This is a genomic window from Kitasatospora sp. NPDC057965 (genome assembly GCF_042887135.1).
Lineage (GTDB): Bacteria > Actinomycetota > Actinomycetes > Streptomycetales > Streptomycetaceae > Kitasatospora.
On sequence record NZ_JBHVPZ010000002.1, the window covers coordinates 242,684 to 260,154 of the forward strand.

Annotated in this window: 17 protein-coding genes and 1 pseudogene; 9 read left to right on the forward strand and 9 right to left on the reverse strand. The window is 73.1% G+C overall.

From position 1 onward, the window contains the following. Positions 1–48 precede the first annotated feature (48 nt). The 3 genes from ACFVVU_RS03005 to ACFVVU_RS03015 are packed head-to-tail and all read left to right on the forward strand — an operon-like array spanning position 49 to position 3,688. Positions 49–981: a fumarylacetoacetate hydrolase family protein gene (locus tag ACFVVU_RS03005; protein ID WP_387788081.1), complete on the forward strand. Its 933-nt coding sequence runs from the start codon at positions 49–51 to the stop codon at positions 979–981. Beyond that, positions 978–2,207, forward strand: a complete 1,230-nt coding sequence (locus tag ACFVVU_RS03010) for a thiolase family protein (RefSeq protein WP_380681515.1) — start codon at positions 978–980, stop codon at positions 2,205–2,207. Before ACFVVU_RS03005 ends, ACFVVU_RS03010 begins: the two co-directional genes overlap by 4 nt. After that, complete coding sequence (locus ACFVVU_RS03015; protein WP_387788083.1) at positions 2,204–3,688, forward strand: AMP-binding protein; 1,485 nt, start codon at positions 2,204–2,206, stop codon at positions 3,686–3,688. Before ACFVVU_RS03010 ends, ACFVVU_RS03015 begins: the two co-directional genes overlap by 4 nt. A 209-nt stretch (positions 3,689–3,897) precedes the next feature. On the opposite strand, the gene ACFVVU_RS03020 is transcribed toward ACFVVU_RS03015, so the two are convergent. From ACFVVU_RS03020 to ACFVVU_RS03030, 3 genes and pseudogenes are all read right to left on the reverse strand, one after another. Further along, positions 3,898–4,374, reverse strand: coding sequence for a hypothetical protein (locus ACFVVU_RS03020; RefSeq protein WP_387788294.1), 477 nt, complete (start codon positions 4,372–4,374; stop codon positions 3,898–3,900). A gap of 21 nt (positions 4,375–4,395) precedes the next feature. Next, positions 4,396–4,812, reverse strand: a pseudogene (locus tag ACFVVU_RS03025) (peptidoglycan-binding protein); the annotation flags it as partial. A 78-nt stretch (positions 4,813–4,890) separates the two neighbouring features. Next, on the reverse strand, positions 4,891–5,253 hold the full coding sequence (locus tag ACFVVU_RS03030; RefSeq protein WP_387788085.1) for a peptidoglycan-binding protein: 363 nt from the start codon (positions 5,251–5,253) through the stop codon (positions 4,891–4,893). A 529-nt stretch (positions 5,254–5,782) separates the two neighbouring features. Here ACFVVU_RS03030 and ACFVVU_RS03035 point away from each other — a divergent pair. Beyond that, positions 5,783–6,265, forward strand: coding sequence for a helix-turn-helix domain-containing protein (locus ACFVVU_RS03035; RefSeq protein ID WP_387788087.1), 483 nt, complete (start codon positions 5,783–5,785; stop codon positions 6,263–6,265). A 56-nt stretch (positions 6,266–6,321) separates the two neighbouring features. On the opposite strand, the gene ACFVVU_RS03040 is transcribed toward ACFVVU_RS03035, so the two are convergent. The 4 genes from ACFVVU_RS03040 to ACFVVU_RS03055 all read right to left on the reverse strand — a co-directional run bounded on the left by ACFVVU_RS03040 (position 6,322) and on the right by ACFVVU_RS03055 (position 10,105). Then, complete coding sequence (locus tag ACFVVU_RS03040; protein WP_387788089.1) at positions 6,322–7,041, reverse strand: peptidoglycan-binding protein; 720 nt, start codon at positions 7,039–7,041, stop codon at positions 6,322–6,324. A gap of 197 nt (positions 7,042–7,238) precedes the next feature. After that, the gene (locus ACFVVU_RS03045) at positions 7,239–8,318 is read right to left on the reverse strand and encodes an N-acetylmuramoyl-L-alanine amidase (protein WP_387788091.1); all 1,080 of its coding nucleotides are present in this window, start codon (positions 8,316–8,318) and stop codon (positions 7,239–7,241) included. Positions 8,319–8,461: 143 nt separating this feature from the next. After that, the gene (locus ACFVVU_RS03050) at positions 8,462–8,827 is read right to left on the reverse strand and encodes a peptidoglycan-binding protein (RefSeq protein WP_380684763.1); all 366 of its coding nucleotides are present in this window, start codon (positions 8,825–8,827) and stop codon (positions 8,462–8,464) included. A 369-nt stretch (positions 8,828–9,196) separates the two neighbouring features. Then, positions 9,197–10,105, reverse strand: a complete 909-nt coding sequence (locus tag ACFVVU_RS03055) for an NAD(+)/NADH kinase (protein ID WP_387788093.1) — start codon at positions 10,103–10,105, stop codon at positions 9,197–9,199. A 507-nt stretch (positions 10,106–10,612) separates the two neighbouring features. On the opposite strand from ACFVVU_RS03055, the gene ACFVVU_RS03060 reads away from it, so the two are divergent. Continuing rightward, complete coding sequence (locus tag ACFVVU_RS03060) at positions 10,613–11,527, forward strand: NAD(P)H-binding protein (protein ID WP_387788295.1); 915 nt, start codon at positions 10,613–10,615, stop codon at positions 11,525–11,527. Positions 11,528–11,619: 92 nt separating this feature from the next. Continuing rightward, positions 11,620–12,009: a cupin domain-containing protein gene (locus ACFVVU_RS03065; protein ID WP_387788095.1), complete on the forward strand. Its 390-nt coding sequence runs from the start codon at positions 11,620–11,622 to the stop codon at positions 12,007–12,009. Here the strand turns inward: ACFVVU_RS03065 and ACFVVU_RS03070 are convergent. Continuing rightward, positions 11,978–12,808 carry an SDR family NAD(P)-dependent oxidoreductase gene (locus tag ACFVVU_RS03070; protein ID WP_387788098.1) on the reverse strand — a complete coding sequence of 277 codons (831 nt, stop codon included), beginning with the start codon at positions 12,806–12,808 and terminating at the stop codon, positions 11,978–11,980. The two genes, ACFVVU_RS03065 and ACFVVU_RS03070, sit on opposite strands and share 32 nt — an antisense overlap. 487 nt (positions 12,809–13,295) lie before the next feature. Between ACFVVU_RS03070 and ACFVVU_RS03075 the strand changes: the two genes are divergently transcribed. Further along, entirely contained in the window at positions 13,296–13,982 is a 687-nt protein-coding gene (locus ACFVVU_RS03075) for an alpha/beta fold hydrolase (RefSeq protein ID WP_380684758.1), read from the forward strand. Positions 13,983–14,901: 919 nt separating this feature from the next. Here the strand turns inward: ACFVVU_RS03075 and ACFVVU_RS03080 are convergent. Continuing rightward, entirely contained in the window at positions 14,902–15,390 is a 489-nt protein-coding gene (locus ACFVVU_RS03080) for a hypothetical protein (RefSeq protein WP_380684757.1), read from the reverse strand. Between the two features lie 260 nt (positions 15,391–15,650). Between ACFVVU_RS03080 and ACFVVU_RS03085 the strand changes: the two genes are divergently transcribed. After that, the gene (locus ACFVVU_RS03085; RefSeq protein WP_387788101.1) at positions 15,651–16,022 is read left to right on the forward strand and encodes a hypothetical protein; all 372 of its coding nucleotides are present in this window, start codon (positions 15,651–15,653) and stop codon (positions 16,020–16,022) included. Between the two features lie 11 nt (positions 16,023–16,033). Then, entirely contained in the window at positions 16,034–17,386 is a 1,353-nt protein-coding gene (locus ACFVVU_RS03090) for an ammonium transporter (protein ID WP_380684755.1), read from the forward strand. Positions 17,387–17,471: the final 85 nt, after the last annotated feature.

Sequence of the window (17,471 nt, forward strand, 5' to 3'; positions counted from 1 at the left end):
TCCGACCCCACCCCGCTTCCCGTTCCCTCCTGAGAAGAGGAACCGACCGTGAAACTCGCAACCGTGGAACACGAGCGCGCCGAACGGACCGCGCTCGTCCTCGACCAGGGCGCCCGCCTGCTGCTGCTCGACCGCGCCCACCACCTGGCGACCGGCGACCACGCCCCCGCGCTGGCCACCATGCAGGCGATCATCGACGGCGGCGATCCCGTACGGCGGATCCTGGACCGGCTCGCCGGACAGGCCCCGGACGAAGCCGTGGTCGCCGCCGCCGAGGTGCGCTGGCTCTCCCCGCTGCCCAGGCCCGTGCAGATCCGGGACTTCGGCGCCTTCCCGGGCCACTTCCGCAACGCCCGCGCCCGGATCGAAGGCATTCCGGCCGAGCAGGTCGAGCTGCCGGCCGTCATGCTCGAACGGCCCCTGTACTACTTCACCAACCGGCTCTCGGTGACCGGCCACGACAGCGACATCGCCTGGCCCGGCTACTCCTCGGTGCGGGACTACGAGCTGGAGTTCGCCTGCGTGCTCGGCCGCGGCGGGACGGACATCACGGCCGCGGACGCCCCTTCGCACATCTTCGGCTACACCATCTTCAACGACTTCAGCGCCCGCGACACCCAGCTGGAGGAGATCGCCACCGGCCTGGGCCTGAGCAAGAGCAAGGACTTCACCGACGCCAACGTGCTCGGCCCCTGGATCACCACCGCCGACGAGGTCGGTGACCCCTACGGGCTCACCATGACCGCCCGCGTCAACGGCGAGGAGGTCAGCCGCGGCACCACCGCCGACATGCACCACACCTTCGCCGACATGATCGCCTTCGCCTCCCGGGCGACCCGGCTGCACGCCGGAGAGGTCTTCGGCTCGGGCACCGTGCCCACCGGCTGCGGACTGGAACACGGCCGCTTCCTGGAACCCGGCGACACCGTGGAGCTCGAAGTCTCCGGCCTCGGCATCCTGCGCAACCGGGTGGTGTCATGAACCGCGAAGCACTGATCCTCGGCGTCGGCGCCACCCCCTTCGGCCGCCACCTCGACCGCACCGCCGGCGACCTCGCCGGGCAGGCCGCCCACGAAGCGCTGCGCGACGCCGGACTCACCCCCGCCGACGTCGGCGCCGTCTTCCACGCCACGGTCAGCCAGAAGGCCATCGACGGCCAGCACATGATCCCCGGCCAGGTCGCGCTGCGCCCGCACGGCTTCGCCGGCGTTCCCGTGGTGAACGTGGAGAACGCCTGCGCCGGCGGCGCCACCGCGCTGTGGCTGGCGATCGCCCACGTCCGGGCGGGTCTGGCGGACGTCGCCCTGGCCGTCGGCGTGGACAAGCTGGTCTGCGCCGACCCCGCCCAGGGGCTGGCGGTGTTCGACGGCGCCATGGACGTCGCCCACCGCGAGGAGACCCTCGCCGCCCTCGCCGCCCTGTCCGACCCCCTGCCGCCCGAGCTGTCCGTGCCCGACGGCGACCGGTCGGTGTTCATGGAGATCTACGCCTCCCTGGCCCGCGCCCACATGCGGCGCTTCGGAACCACCGAAGCCCAGCTGGCCGCGGTCGCCGCGAAGAACCACGCCCACTCCGTCCACAACCCCCGGGCCCACTTCCGTAAGCCGTTCACCGCCGACCAGGTCCTCGCGGCGCGACGGGTGGCCTGGCCGCTGACCGTGCCGATGTGCTCACCGGTCAGCGACGGCGCCGCCGCCGTCGTCGTGAGCAGGGCCGGCTTCACCCGCGACGAAGCGGCCGTGGCGGTGCTCGGCAGCGTCCTGCTGTCCGGCACGGACCGGGCGGCGGACGAGGCCGAGCGGCACATCGGCCGCCGGGCCGCCCTCGCCGCCTACGAGCAGGCCGGCGTCGGACCGCAGGACGTCGACGTGGCGGAGGTCCACGACGCCACCGCCTTCGGCGAGATCCAGCAGGTGGAGAACCTGGGATTCTGCCCGATCGGCGACGGCGGCCCCTGGTCCGCCTCCGGCGCCGGCGCCCTCGGCGGCAGCCTCCCGGTGAACCCGTCCGGAGGACTCGAATCCCGCGGCCACCCGGTCTCCGCCACCGGGCTCGCCCAGGTCTTCGAACTGGTCACCCAGCTGCGCGGCCGCGCCGGCGAGCGCCAGGTCCCCGGCGCGCGCATCGCCGTCGCCGAGAACGGCGGCGGCCTCTACGGAATCGAGGAGGCGGTGGCCGCCGTCACCGTCCTGGGGAGAACACGATGAGACCCGGATACGCCGAGCTGATCCTGTCCGCGCTGCGCAGGCGGCCCGAACGCACCGCCTTCCGCTTCACCGACGACGACGGGGCCGAGCACAGCTGGACCTACGGCGGGACCGCGGACCGGATCGAGCGCACCGCGGCCGCGTTCAGGCGGCTGGGTCTCGCACCCGGCGACGGCGTCGCCCTGCTGTGCGGCCCGGACCCGCGCGCGTTCACCGTCATGGCCGCCGCCTGCCTGGCCGGACTGCGCTACACCGCCCTGCACCCGCTGGCCACCGCCGCCACCGACCGGACCGTCCTGCGCGACAGCGCGTCGGACTGCCTGGTCGTGGACGACACCCGCTTCGCCTCCCGCGCCCGCCCCGAGGGCGTCCGGGCGATCACCCTCGCCGAACTCGACGGCCTCGCCGCCGACACGGCTCCCGGCCCCGACGACCCGCGCGGCCCCGCCCTGTACCTCTTCTACACCGGCGGCACGACCGGCGAGCCCAAGGGCGTGATGCTGCGCGACCGCTCCCTGCTCGCCAACGCCTGGGCCTGTTCCACCTGGGCGTGGCCGCCGGACACCCACTTCCTGATCACCACCCCCATGTCGCACGCCGCCGGCCTCCTCGTCGCCCCCGGCCTGCTGCGCGGCGCGAGCTTCGAGCTGCACCCCTCCTTCGACCCGGACCGCGTCATCGACGCGATCGAGCACGACGGGGTGAGCGCCACGTTCGTCGTCCCCACCATGCTCTACGCGCTGCTCGACCACCCCCGGCTCCTCACCGCCGACCTGTCGGGGCTGAACTGGGTCCTCTACGGCGCCGCACCCGCCGACCCCGCCCGGCTCGCCGAGGCGCACCGCCTCCTCGGCCCGGTGCTCAGCCAGCACTACGGCCAGGCCGAGGCCCCCAACGCGCTGACCGTCCTGGATCCGGCCGAACACCGCGACGACCCGCACGTCCTGGGCAGCTGCGGCCGGCCGGTGCCCGGCGTGGAGATCGCCCTGCTCGACGCGCACGGCCGGCCGGTCCCGGACGGCGAGCCCGGCGAACTGTGCGTCCGCGGGCCGCTCGTGATGGACGGTTACTGGAACAAGCCCGAGCAGACCGCGGCGGCTCTCGAAGGCGGCTGGCTGCACACCGGCGACCTGGCCCGCCGGGACGGCACCGGCCTGATCACGATCATCGACCGGCTCAAGGACATCATCATCACCGGCGGCTTCAACGTCTACCCGCGCGAGGTCGAGGACGCCCTCGCCGCCCACCCGGCGGTCGCCGCCGCCGCCGTGTACGGCACAGCCGATCCGCACTGGGGCGAAGCCGTCACCGCCGCCGTGGTCCTGCGCCCCGGGCGGCACGCCACCCCCGCCGAACTGGCCGAGCACGTCCGGGCCGGCCGGGGCGCCCTCTGGGCCCCGAAGCGGATCCACCTCGTCGACGCCTTTCCGGTCACCGCTCTGGGCAAGATCGACAAGAAGAAGCTCCGCAACCGGCCCTGAACGGCCGCGAGTCCCCGCCCGCACCGACGACTCCGTGGCCGAAGCACCCCGGCCTCGATGGCGCCGGAAAGCCTCGGGACCTCGGGCACCACGCGATCGAGTCGTTTCCCGTGGTCGGCTCCGGCGGCGCGCTCGCGGAGCTGCTCGAAGCCCCGAGGGGCACCGGATGCGTCCGGTGCCCCTCGGGGTGTGGTCCTGCCGGGTGGCCGTCAGCCCGTGAAGGTCACGTCCCAGTGGTTGCCCTCGTTGGCGTAGACGTTGCCCGAGGGGGCGGTGTAGAGGGTGGCGCCGTCGCCGCGCACGCCGCTGTAGGCGAAGTTGCCGGTGATGTGGCTGGTCAGGCAGCTCACCATCGCGAAGTCCAGCTTGTAGCCGTTGGCGTGGCTGTAGGTACCGGCGGCGTGGCCGGTCTCGGTGCCTCCGGTGATGGTCAGGCCGCAGCCGCCCACGGCGTGCTTGAGCGCGACGGCGCCGTCCGCCGAGGCGCGGCGCAGGCCGTCGAAGGAGGTGCAGCTGCTGTTGTTGCGGTTGGAGCAGTTGCCCGAGGAGGACCAGGTGATGCCCGCGGAGGAGAACATCGAGGCGGCCTGGGACTGGCTGAGCAGGTCGCCGCTGCCGCCGCCGGTGCCGCCGCCCGTGCCGGAGAGCAGGGCGGACCAGGTGGCGGGGCCGGCGATGCCGTCCACCGGGCTCAGGCCCGCGGACTGCTGGAAGCCGCGCACCGAGGAGTCGGTGCCGGCCCCGAAGGCGCCGTCCACGGCGAGGTTGGCGCCGCGGGCGTTGAGCTGGACCTGGAGCGCCTTGACGGCGTCGCCGTTGTCGCCCTGGCGGACGGTGACGATCAGCTTCGGCCAGGTGGCGCCGCCGACGATGCCGTCCACCGGGCTCAGGCCGTTGGCGCTCTGGAAGCTCTTGACCTTGGCCTCGGTCGCGGGGCCGAACGCGCCGTCGGCGTCGGTCGCGTAGCCGCGGGCGTTCAGCAGGTACTGGACGGTGGACACCTTGGCGCCCTGGTCGCCGCTGCGGACGACGGGCCAGCTCGCGGCGTGGGCGGCGGGGACGGACAGCACCGCCGCCAGGAGGCCGGCGAAGATCGCGGCCACGACGGCCGGGAAGCGCTTCACAGAAGTTCCTCATTTCTGCTGAGGTGGAGGAGGGGAAGGGGACGTACCGTCGGCGGACGGCCCCGGGAACGGGTCGGGCTACCAGGTCGGCAGGTTCTCCCAGCAGGTGGTGCCCCAGGAGAACTCGTTGTGGACGATCACTTCCTGCATCTTGCTGCCGGTCTGGATGCCGACGATCCCGTCCACGTCGAGGCCGTTGGCCTGCTGGTACCGGCGCACGGCGGCCTCGGTGCGGTCGCCCCAGATGCCGTCGACCTGGAGGCCGGAGTGCAGGGAGGCGTTGACCGCGAGCTGGACGCACTTGACGCCGGTTCCCCGGTCGCCGTAGGCGATCTCGCCGGCGGTGGGCCGCGCACTGGCCGTGCCCGCCAGGACGGTGACCGCGAGGGCGGTGGTGGCCGTCACGACGGCGGCGCGCTTGATGACCGGGAACATGGGCATGGCGGGGCTCCTGGGAGACGTGGGTGAGGACGGCCGCAACGGCCGGTCGACAGCCGACACTAGGAAGCCCCGAGGACGTCCCGCGATCGTTTTCGCGTCCCTGGGACGCCCTCCCTCACGGGGCGTCGGCCGGGGACGGCGGCGGAGTCGCCGCGCCGTGCCGGGCGCTGGGCCCCGGCTCCGGACCGCGGGCGGCGACGGCGTCCCACGGCGCCCGTCCGAGGCCAGCGGTGTCTCAACCTGAGCGGTTCCGGCGTCTCAAACCGCAGCTCAGGGCGGTTCGATGCGTCGTACCCATCCCAAAAATCCGAAAGATCGTGGACTTCGTCCCGGGGATGGCACACAGTGGATCAAGCCGCAGCACGTGACCCGGGGTGGGCCGTGCCGCGGGAGGGCGCACCGTGGGGGCGGGGGGCCTCGGCCGCCGGGAGACCGGTTCGGCCCGTGGGGACCGGCCGGCGGGAGTGCGGCACGGCGCCCGGCTCCGTTGCGCGTCCTCGATCGCACCGGAACGACCTGGGGGGTACACATGATGGACCACGTTCCTTTGTCCGGCGGCGCGCCGAAGGGCCCTGCCGACCGGCTCTGCGAGGAGCTTCAGTCACTGAAGTCCTCGTCCGGCCTGACCTACGCCCGGATCAGCGAGCGCACCCACTACGCGAAGTCCTCGTGGGAGCGGTGGGTGAACGGCAAGCAGTTCCCGCCGCGTGACGCCGTCGAACGGATCGCCGCCGTCTGCCAGGCCGACGAACGGCGCCTGCTGGAGCTGTGGACCCTGGCGGAGGCCTGCCGCACACCGGCCGCCGTACTGGGCGCCGCACCGGGGGCCGCACCGGGGGCCGCCGGGTGCGGCGCCGCGCCCGGCGAGGGGGACGCCGCCTCGCCGGACCGCCGGCAGGCGGTCCGGCTGCTGCTGACCGTGCTGGCACTGGCCCTGACGGCGGGTCTGGCGCGGTCCGTGGCCCTGCGACGGGAGCTGCGGCGCGATACCCTTCCCGGCGGCGGCGTGTAGGGACGACGCGGGCAGGGCCCCACCCCGCCCGGGGTGGGGCCCTGCCCGCGTGCCGCTCAGTACCAGTTGTGGGACTGCCAGAAGCTCCAGGCCGAGCACGGGTCGCCGTAGCGCGACTTGATGTAGCTCAGGCCCCAGCTGAGCTGGGTGGCCGGGTTGGTCTGCCAGTCGGGCCCGGCGGTCGCCATCTTGGTGGCGGGCAGCGCCTGCGGTATCCCGTACGCGCCGGACGAGGGGTTGGTCGCGTAGACCTTCCAGCCGCTCTCGTGGGTGTAGAGCTGCTCCAGGCAGCCGAACTGCCCGCTCACGCTCCAGCCGAGGGCGGGGAACTTCCACTGCGCGGTGATCCGCACGGTGCGGGCGATCCCCAGCGCGTTCATGGTCGCGGGCCCGGCGATGCCGTCGGCGTCGAGCCCGTGCGCCCGCTGCCAGGCGGTGACGGAGGAGGTCGTCCCCGCGCCGTAGGCCCCGTCGGCGCCCGAGCCGGTCGCGCGCTGGACCTCGGCGACCTTGTTGTGGAGGGCGAGTTCGGTCCGGGGGCCGTACACGCCGTCCTCGTCCAGCCCGTTGTCGCGCTGGAAGCCGCGGACGGCGGCGGTGGTGGCCGGGCCGTAGTCGCCGTCGACACCGCCGCTCGCCAGGTAGCCGATCCCGACCAGGTTGCGCTGGATCCAGGTGGTCGAGTCGATGGCCTGCGCCTGGGCGGGCAGCAGGGCGAAGGCGACGAGTGCGAGCACGGCCACGGCGAGGCCGCGCAGGGCTGCGATGTGTTTCACGGTCATTCCTTCCGGTGCGCCTGTCGGACGATCAGGCGGTGCGGTTCACTCTCGGCCCGGGTACGGGCGTCCCACCACGGTCCGTGGCGTCCCGGGGACGTCCCGCGACGGCCCGGGCCGGCCCCCGTGCGCCGGGCGTGACGCCGCCCGCGGTGACCTGGTCCGCGGGCGGCGCCGGAGCCGTACGGCATCGTGCGTCAGGCGAGCAGCCGGCTCCAGGTCCGGGCGTCGACCACGCCGTCGGCGGGCAGCGACGCCGCGCTCTGGAAGGACGCCACCCCGGACTGCGTCCCGGGGCCGAAGGCGCCGTCGACCGCCACCGTGACGCCGTGCGCGACCAGCTGGCTCTGCACGGCGGTCACCGCGCTGCCCGAGGCCCCGCGCGCGAGCGGCGCGACCGCCTGGCTCCACGTCTGGTTGCCCGCCACGCCGTCCGCCGAGGCGTGCACCGTGCTCTGGAAGGCCGTGACGGCGCTGCGGGTGGCGGGACCGAACGAGCCGTCCACGGTCAGGGAGGCGCCCCGCTGCACCAGCAGGTACTGCAGGGTCTTCACCCGCTCGCCCGAGGCGCCGCTGCTCAGCACCGGCCACACCGGGCCGGTCGGGTCCCCGCCGATCTGGGCGGCCACGTCGCGGCGCAGCTGCGGAATCAGCGCGTACAGGCGGTCGCCGGGGCACTCGGTGGCGTTGAAGTCGCGGTGCCCGTAGATCTGGTAGGCCCGCAGTCCGTACTGGCGGCAGATGTGGGTGATGAGGGCGACCAGCGCCGCGTACTGCTCGCTGCGCGGGTCGACGGTGCTGTAGGTGCCCTCGTTCTCGATGCCGATCGCCACCGTGTTCTGCCCCGTGCAGTGGGCGGACTCCACGTGCTGGGTGCCGCCGGTCAGCGTGGAGAGGCTGTTGTGTCGGCCTTCCGTGATGTACGCGCCTCGGCTGACGGTGAAGTGCTGGCCGGTGTCGATCCAGCCCTCGGTGTCCATCTGGTACGTCTGCATCGACCTGGCCAGCGAGAACGCGGCGGCCTGCGAGTAGTCGGTGACGTTGGCGGTCGCGGTGTGGTGCACGATCACCTTGTCGGGCGCGCCGGGCAGGATGTTGAGCGGGCCGGACGCGGGCCGGGCGCCCCAGGCGGCCGTGGAGGCGATCGCCGGGCCGGTGGCGGCGCGTGCCGTCCCGGAGGGGAGCGCGGTGGAGAGCAGCGCGCCGGTGCCGAGAGCGAAGGCGCCGGCGAGTACCGAGCGGCGCCCGGGGTGGGAGGGGGTGGGGTCGGTGGTCATGTCGAGGGCTACCTGGTCCTTCGGAGGAGGAGTGGGAGGTCCGGGGCGCGGCGGAGCACCGCTGCCCCCGCGCCTGCTGTCGGCACGAGGGCAGCGGTGGGCCGCCGGGATCCGGCGGGTGGGTGGGGCGTCCGGGCGGCGGGTCAGCTGCTGGTGGGGATGTACTCGTAGCAGAGCTCGCTCAGGACCACGTCGCCCGAGTTCAGGAGAAAGCCGTTGTAGAGGACGTCGCCGGTCCTCCTACCGACGATGCCGTCCGCCGAGAGGCCGTGGCGGCTCTGGAAGTCGGTCAGTGCCGCGTAGGTCGCGTTGCCGTACTGGCCGTCGACCGCGAGGGAGTACCCCGCCCTGTTCAGCCCCGCCTGCACGCAGGAGACCGCCCGGCTGTGCTGGCCGGGCTTGATGTTCGCGGCGCTCGTACTGGCCTGGGCGACGCCGGCAAGCGAGGTGACGGCGATGGCCGCGGCGCCGAGGGTGACGGCTCCGCGCCGGAACACGTGCTTGATCATGGAAGGTTCCCCCTTCTCGGAAGCGGTCACGGGCCGCCCCCGCGGGAAACTCCCCCCGAGGCTGCGGTCCGTGACTCGGACACGGCCCATGCTCAGCGCCGCGGCACCCGTCCCTCCAGGGCCTCTCCGTCCCTGGGACGCCCCGGACCGGCCGGGGGAGAGCGGCCGGGGCGTCCCCCTCCGTCCCGCTCCCTCCCTGCCCTTTCCCGCCCGCGTCCCGGCCCCGGTCCCCGGTGCGGGACGCCGTCGCGGCCCCTTCTGGACGTGCCGGAGGCGAGGGCTCCCTGTCCGGTCGACCGGATCGAGGCCTGGTCTGCTGGTGCGTAGCCCACTGAGGCCGGGCGCGCGTTTCCTCACCGGACCGGGGAGTCAGCCGTGTTCCGCCGAGCCGCTGAGTCGGAGTTTGCGCTGGGCCCGCTGGTAGAAGGTGGTGTGGCCGAGCCGTACGACGCGGGCGGCGGCAGGGAGCATGGTCACCTCGACGGTGTCGCCCGGTGCGACGTGGCCGACCAGGAGGCCGTCGGCCTCGACGGCGAGGTCGCCGCTGTGCGGGAGGACCTTCAGTTCGAGTCGCTCGCCGCTGGAGAGGAACACGGAGCGGTTGAACGCGGCGTGCGGTGCCACGGGCGTGATCAGCAGGCCCTCCGCGTTGGGGGAGACGATCGGGCCGCCGGCGGAGAAGCTGTAGGCGGTGGAGCCCGTCGGGGTGGCCACGACGACCGCGTCGGCGGTGTAGGCCACGAACGGCTCGCCCTGGACCCGCACGGCGACCGCCGCGGACCTGTGCCCGGGGCTGCGCAGGAGCACCACGTCGTTGAGGGCCGTCTCCTGCGCGGCCCCGAAGCGGGCGTGGACGCCGGAGCGGGCCTCCACGGTGAAGCGTTGGGCGTCGATCGCGTCCAGCGCGCCGGGGAGTTCCGGGATGTCGACCTCGGCGAGGAACCCCAGGCGTCCGACGTTGACGCCGAGGACCGGCGCGTGGCCGCCGGTCGCGAGCCGCATGGCGCGCAGCATGGTGCCGTCCCCGCCGAGGCTGATCAGCAGGTCGGCGCTCGCGGCCATCTCCTCGGCCTCGACCGGAACGGCCTCGCAGCCGATCCGCGTCACCTCCGCCGTCAGCCCCAGCACCTTGGTGCCCCGGGCCCGGCTCCACTCGATCACGGCCTCCACGGTGGGCGCGCAGGTGCGCTCGGGGTGGAGGACCAGTCCCACCGTGCCGATGAATCCCATCCGGGCCACCTCGATGTCCGCCTGGCTGCTGTTGCCCCCTCCAGTCATGCACAGCCCGGGCCGGAACGCCTGCGCTGAGGCGGTCCGACTGCTGCTCGTGGCGGCCTCTCCGTGCGAGTCGGCCGGTCGGGATCCGGACGGGCGGCCCGACGGCTTCGGCGTCGACCTGCCCGGGAGAACATCCGCCCCAAGGCCTTCTCGCCTGCGGACCGGCTCTCGGGCGAGCGGGTGTAGAAGACGTCGAGCACCTTCGCGGGATCGATCTCGGGGGTGCCGACGGCATCGATGACCCAGGGCGCCCAGCCGTGCATGCCGGGCGCCCCTGAGGTGCGGCCGAGGCGAGCACGAGACGCCGGACCAGTGAGGGTCGGATCAGCGCGATCTCCTGGGCCACGAAGGAGCCCAGGGAGAAACCGTGCGCAGTGATGGATCACCCCCCGCCGAGCGGGCGGTGCCGGCCGAAGGCGGCTGCGTGGACGATTCGTGGTCCGTAGGGTTGTCCCGAACGGGCCGAGCGGAGTGGCTGTCCGGCCCGGAGGGCAGGAGGTGGTCGTGGTGCAGGTCCAACCCGTCCTTGTCACCGGTGTCGGCGGGCGCGTCGGGGGAGTCGGACGAGCGGTCCTGGACCGGTTGCGTGCCGGGGGTGTGCCCGTGCGGGCGTTTGTGCACCACGACGACGAACGGGCCTCGGCGCTGCGGGCCGTGGACGGCGTCGAGGTGGTGGTCGGAGACCTCACCCGCGGCGCCGACGTGCTGAAGGCCCTGGCGGGCTGCCGTCGGGCCTACTTCGGGATGGGCGTGTCGCCCGCGTACCTGGAGGCCGCGACGACGGTCGCCGCGGCCGCGCGGGAGGGTGAGGGCCTCGACCTGCTGGTGAGCATCTCGCAGATGACGGTCTCGCAGATGGACCTCACCAGCGCCGCCGAGTCCCGGCAGCAGCGGCTGCACTGGCTGGCGGAGCACGTCCTCGACTGGTCGGGTGCGCCGGTGGTGCACGTCCGGCCCACGGTGTTCATGGAGAATCCGTTGTTCGCGCGGATCGCCGTCGCCTCGATCCGGCGGGACCGCACGATCCGCCTGCCGTTCGGCTCCGCCCGGACCTCACCGGTCGCCGCGGCCGACGTGGCGGAGGTCGTCGCACGGCTGCTGCTCGATCCGGCGCCGCCGTCCCGCCGCGTCTACGAACTGACCGGGGCGCGCTCGCGTGACATGACGGCCGTCGCGGCCGAGTTCTCCGCCGCCCTGGGCGATGCCGTCACCTACGTCGACGTGCCGTACGAGGAGTGGCTGGAGCGCGACCTGAAGACGCAGGACCTGCCGCCCCACGTCTTCGAGCACATCGCCACGATGGCGCGCCTGCACGGCGAGAACCGGTACGACCGGGCCACGAACGACGTCGCCGAGCTGCTCGGGCGCCCCCCGCTGGGGTTCGACCACTTCATCAGGAGCACCGCCGGCCTGCGGTTGTAGGCCGACTCCGCCGGCCCTTGCCGTGGAGGTCGTACGCGGTCCGCAACTGCGTTCGGGCCGCTTGGCAGTGGCGCTTGCGGCGGAGCTGTGCCGTGCCCGGCGGCGGTGCGATCCCGCACGCCCACGGCCGCGAGGAGGAGGCGTTCCACGTGCTCTCCGGCGACTGCGGCTTCGTCAATGGCGACGTGATCATCAAGGCGGGGCCCGGGGACCTCCGCTTCGTCCCACGAGGCAACCGGCGCGGTTCCACCGGCACCGGTGACCTGCCAGGCGGATTGCCCGCCTTCATCATGCTCGGCGGACGCGAGGGCTTCTGGCTCGACACGGCATCGATCCGGAGCCCGGGAAGGCGGCGCCGCCCCTGGCCCCGGAGGGCCTCATGGCCTCACGGCGGAGCCGGCGAGGCACCAGGTGACGATCATGCCCGACCGGGAACCCTGACCTCCCGCCTCACAGGGAGTCCACGAGCCCGCCGTCGATGACGAAGTCGGCGCCCGTGATGTTCGCGGCACCGGGACCGGCGAGGAACAGGACGAGGTCCGCGACCTCCGCCGGGCGGGTGAAGCGGCCGGTCGCGGACTGGGCCGCGGCGGCCCGGGCCACGTCGTCGGGGCCGACACCACGGGACCGTCCGACCGTGGCGGCGACGCCGTCGGCGCCCTGCCACAGCGCGGTCTCCACCGGGCCGGGGCCGATCGTGTTCACCCGTACGCCTCGTGGCCCCACCTCCTTGGACAGGGCTTTGCAGAAGTTGGTCAACGCGGCCTTGGCGGCTCCGTAGTCGATGACCAGCGGGTCCGGCAGCCGGGCGTTGACCGAGGAGACGGTGACGATGCGTCCCGCGCCGGAGGCCAGCAGGTGCGGCAGGGCGGCTCGGGTGGCGCGGACGGCGGTCAGGAGGTTGACGTTCAGGGCCCAGTCCCACTCCTCGTCCGTCACGCTCAGGAAGCCATCCACCCTCGGGCGCACCGCTCCGACATTGTTCACCAGCACGTCGATGCCGCCATGGAGCCCGGCGGCCTTGGTGATCAGCTCGGCCGGACCGCCCGGTGTCGCGAGATCGACTTCCACGACGGTGAGGTCCGCGCCCTGCTTCACGTGCGCGTCGAGGGCCCCGGTGCGTGCCCGTGATCCCGCGACGACGTGGCATCCCGCTGAAAGGAACGCCTCGGTGATCGCGAGCCCGATGCCGCGCCCGGCCCCGGTGACGACGACGGTCCGGCCGGCCAGACCCGGGTCGGCACCCGGCACTGCCCCTCGCGACGGTGTGGAAGGGGTCATCGCAAGGTCTCCGCGGTCGGTCGTGTCGGACCGCTGAACGCGGTGCCTGCCAGGCTGCTGTGCGGTCGGCGTCCGTGAACGAGGATGACGGGAATCGAGGTGGTCACGGTTGCGGCCTCTCTGCGCGTGCGTGCGCGGGTGCCCTGACCCGGTATGTCCATATCAGACCGGAACCCTGGCGGCCCCGCATCAGGAAGGGCCGTGGTGTTCACGGTCGGCTACCGACAGCCGCGGGCCGGGCGTGAATCCGGCGGGGCTTCGACACCGCCCGCGCGTTCTCCTCGATGCGGGGGCCGCGTGGTCGTCGGCGGTGACGCCGGTGGTCGGGGTGGACGGCGTCGGCCCCAGTTCCATGACGACCATGGCAGTCCGAACCCGCAGACGGAGGTGGAAGGAGCAGCAGTCGCGGCCGACTGCGACGAGTCATAGCATGGCGACCCGGTGTAGCCGGATCATCATGGCTCGATGACGACGAAATGAGGAACCCATGGCCAGCAAGGCCGGCATCGTCTTCGCTCACGGGCTCTGGGCCGACGGCTCGTGCTTCAACAAGCTCATCCCCGTGCTCCAGGCCGAGGGGCATGCGGTCTCCAGCTCGCAGCACGGCCTCGACTCGCTCGAAAGCGACGTCGCGTGCGTCACCCGCTCCATCGACCACGTGCCCGGCCCGGTCGTGCTCGTCGGTCACTCCTACGGCGGGACCCTGATCACCAAGGCCGGCGTTCACGATCGCGTCGGCGCACTGGTCTACATCGCCGCGCTCGGCCCGGACGAGGACGAGACCTCGCAGGAGCAGCAGAACAAGTTCCCCCGTACGCCCGTGTTCGATCACATCGACATCTCCCACGGCCGGATCTGGCTCAAGGAGTCGGGCACCGACGATTTCTGCGGCGATCTGCCGCCGGCCGAGCAGCAGCTCGTCCGGGCCGTGGGCGCCGTGCCGGTCCCCGACCTGTTCGACCAGCAGGTACCCGGCACCGCCTGGCGCACCAAGCCGAGTTGGTACATCGTCGCGAACAACGACCGGACGGTGAACCCGGACCTGGAGCGGGCCGCCGCCGAGCGCATGGGCGCCAAGACCTACGCCGTCGACAGCAGCCACGTGCCCATGCTCTCGCACCCGGACTTCGTCCTCGACGTCATCCGCGACGCCGCCAAGTCCCTCGAAGCGTAGGCACCGGTCGAGCGGCTCTCTCCCGGCGGCACACGCGGTAGGTCACGGCGAGCCCCGCAGGATCACGAAGAGCTTGGGTGGCGCTGTGACGAGTCGGGTACCGGCGACTTCTGCGGGTACGAGCGGTCCGGCGGGCGGCTTGGAGGCGGCTCCGAGGCCGTGACGGCGGGTGGATGCCGCGCCTCCGGAGGGGCATTCGGGCCGGTGGCCGTCCGGGGCCGAGATCGTGTGAGGGCGGTCAGCGGCAGGAGCCGGAGGTGCCCGGCTGCGCGGCGGTCGGACACCTCCCGTCCGTTCAGGGGGCGGCCCGGTGGTCGTCAGCGAACTCGCCGAGCCCGGTCGTGCTTGTGCGAAGCCGCTCGGGGTGGGCGAAGCCTCGTTCCCGCACGCGGTCGCGGTGGATCTCCTTGTCGAAGCCGAGCAGTCCGCCGCCCGGCGCTCGACGGCCGAGGGAGCGCGGGCCAATGGGTTCCGGGAAGTACGGAGTGACCGGAACCGATTGCCGTCCCGATGCTCCGTGCTCCCGGTTCGGGAGGCGGTGGGGCGTCGGTGCGACGATCGACGCGGGGCCCTGCCGGTTGGCGGCGGAGCGCGGTTCCGCAGGGTCGCGGCCGGGCGGTCGCGGCCTGCTGCTGGTACACGGCCATGTGGGCCGACAGCCCCGTCGCCCGCGCGCCGCCGACGGTCTCGCGCAGCAGGCCCAGCCGATACGGACCGGGTGGCACCCGGGCGGCGGCCAGCGCTGACAGGGCCGTGCCGACGGCTTCTCGCAGGGTGGCCCAGGCCGCGTCCTGCTCCTGGGGCCAGGCCGCATCAGGCACCTGGAGCATCCGCGCCGCACACCCCAGGTGGCGCCGTGCGCCCCGCTCCGCCGCCACGTGAGGGCGGCCGCTGGGTGCGGGGCGAGGGGTGAGGGCGCTCATGCCGGCCATCCCCTTCGGCGGGCGGCCACCAGGAACGAGTGCAATGGCCCGGTCAGCTCCGCAGCGTGGGTGAAGGAGCAGTACCGGGTGTCCACGAGTGGGCTGAGGTCCTGCAGCAGGGTCGTCCTGATCGGGCAGGATGCGTGGACGGCGAAGAAGATGGGCAGCCGGGGCCCGGCGTGGACGTTGTACGCCACCTCGTACGCGCCCGACTCGCTCAGCTCGGTGCGCACGACCAGCATCGCGTGTGCGCTGTCGAGCAGACCCAAGCGCCAGGCCCGGAAATCCGCGGGCGTGAACTCCAGGCCGGTCTCCTCGGTGAAGGCCTCCTTGAACGTGCCCGCGTGCTGGGCGGCGGGATAGGGCAGGAGGGCCACCAGGCCGCTTGCCACCCCGGGATCGGCGGCCAGGTCCACCACGGCCTGCACCACGTTCCGGTCGCCCGGGCCGGAACGGGTCAGCGGTTGGCGGACGAACAGGCGCAAGGGACCCGACGTGGGAGTGGCCGTCGGTGTCGTGGTCAGCGAAGGGGACGAGGTCGGGACGGGAGGCATCAGGATCACCCCAAGTTGATTTACCTTTCCGCAATCTCTCCGTAGCTCCAAGGTTACCCACTGGGGTTGCTCGGCGGCGCGCCGTACACCGACCGCCATGGGCGCTTCCGGCGGGCGTCGGACGGGGAGGCGCCTTAGCATTCCGGTGGGACAGGGGGCCGCACGCACGGGAACATCCGAGGAGTTTCGCCATGAGCACGCAGCCGTACCCTCCTCGCGCACGCCGTGGCCGACGGCTGCGGGTGCACGGCCACCTGTGGCCGCATGGGCAGGCCGCCCGGCAGTATCCTCACCCGCCCACGGTCCATGGCGTCACCACCCATCTGGCGGAGGCGGCGGCCGCGCTGCACAGCCTCGGTGAGGACGACGACCAGGAGCGCACGGCGATCCTGCGGACCGCGCGCCATGCGACGGACACCGCGCTCGGCGTGCTCACCGCCCTGGGTGCCGCTCCCGGCCCCCGCCGACTGGAGCTGTTGCGCGACTCGGTCCGCGCGGCGCGCGGCACGTTGGAGTCCGGGAAGACGGCGATATACCGGAGCACCGGCGACCGGCTCAGCTGAGCCGGCCCGTGATGCCGGCCGGTTTCAGCGCGGGCGACACCGCTTTCGTCCTGGTCAGCGCGGCTCTGGTGATGCTGATGACCCCGGGGCTGGCGTTCTTCTACGGCGGGATGGCCAGGGTCAAGAGCACGCTGAACATGCTGTTGATGTGCTTCGTCGTCCTGGCGATCGTCAGCGTGCTGTGGGTGCTCTACGGCTACTCGCTCAGCTTCGGGCCCGACGCCTTCCACGGCCTGATCGGCAACCTCGACCACTTGGGGATGCGCGGTATCGGGCGGGACGACCTGCACGGCTCGGTCCCGGTCACCGTGTTCGCCGCGTTCCAGCTGATGTTCGCGGTGATCACCCCGGCGCTGGTGAGCGGCGCGATCGCCGACCGGGCCAGGTTCACCGCGTGGACGCTGTTCGTGGCGCTCTGGGCCACGGTGGTCTACTTCCCCGTCGCGCACTGGGTGTTCAGCACCGACAACGGGCGCGGCGGCTGGCTGGTCGACCGGGTAGGCGTGATCGACTTCGCCGGCGGCACCGCGGTGCACGTCAATGCCGGGGTCGCGGGCCTGGCGCTCTGCCTGGTGTTGGACAAGCGGGTCGGCTTTCGGAAGAGCCCGATGCGCCCGCACAGTCTGCCGCTGGTGATGCTCGGCTCCGGACTGCTCTGGTTCGGCTGGTTCGGCTTCAACGCGGGCTCGGCGTTGGCCGCGAACGGCATCGCCGGCACGGCGTTCCTGAACACCCAGATCGCCGCCGCCGCCGCGATGCTCGGCTGGCTGGCCTACGTGCGGGCGAGGAACGGTGTGTTCACCTCGCTCGGCGCGGTCTCCGGCGCGGTCGCCGGCCTGGTCGCGATCACCCCGGCCTGCGGGTCGGTCTCGGTCCTCGGCGCCGTTGTGATCGGGCTGGTCGCGGGCGCGGTCTGCGCTGCGGCGGTCAGCCTCAAGTACCGGCTGGGCTTCGACGACTCGCTCGACGTGGTCGGCGTGCACGCGGTCGGCGGGGCGGTCGGCTCGATGCTGATCGGCTTCCTCGCCACCGGACACGTCGCCCAGAGCGCCCGGGGCCTGTTCTACGGCGGCGGGATCGGACAACTCGGCAAACAGGCGGTCGGAGTGGTCGTGGTCGCCTGCTACTCCTTCGCGGTGTCCTGGCTACTCGGCCGGACGATCGAGCGGACCGTCGGCTTCCGGGTCGCCGAGGAGGTCGAGGTGGACGGCATCGACCAGACCGAGCACGCCGAGACCGCCTACGACTTCACCGCGGCGGGGGCTCCCCGGCGCGAGCCCGCAGCCCCCCGCCCCCGGCTGCGAGGTGCGGTGGGCGGCCTGGCGACGGCCGTGCGGAAGGCGTTGCGAAGGAACGCCCGGTAGGCGCTCGCACTGTCGACGACCTCGCGTAGCGGCGTCGGCGGCGTTCAGCCAGGAGGAGGTGGACGGGGTGTGGGCGATCTCAACG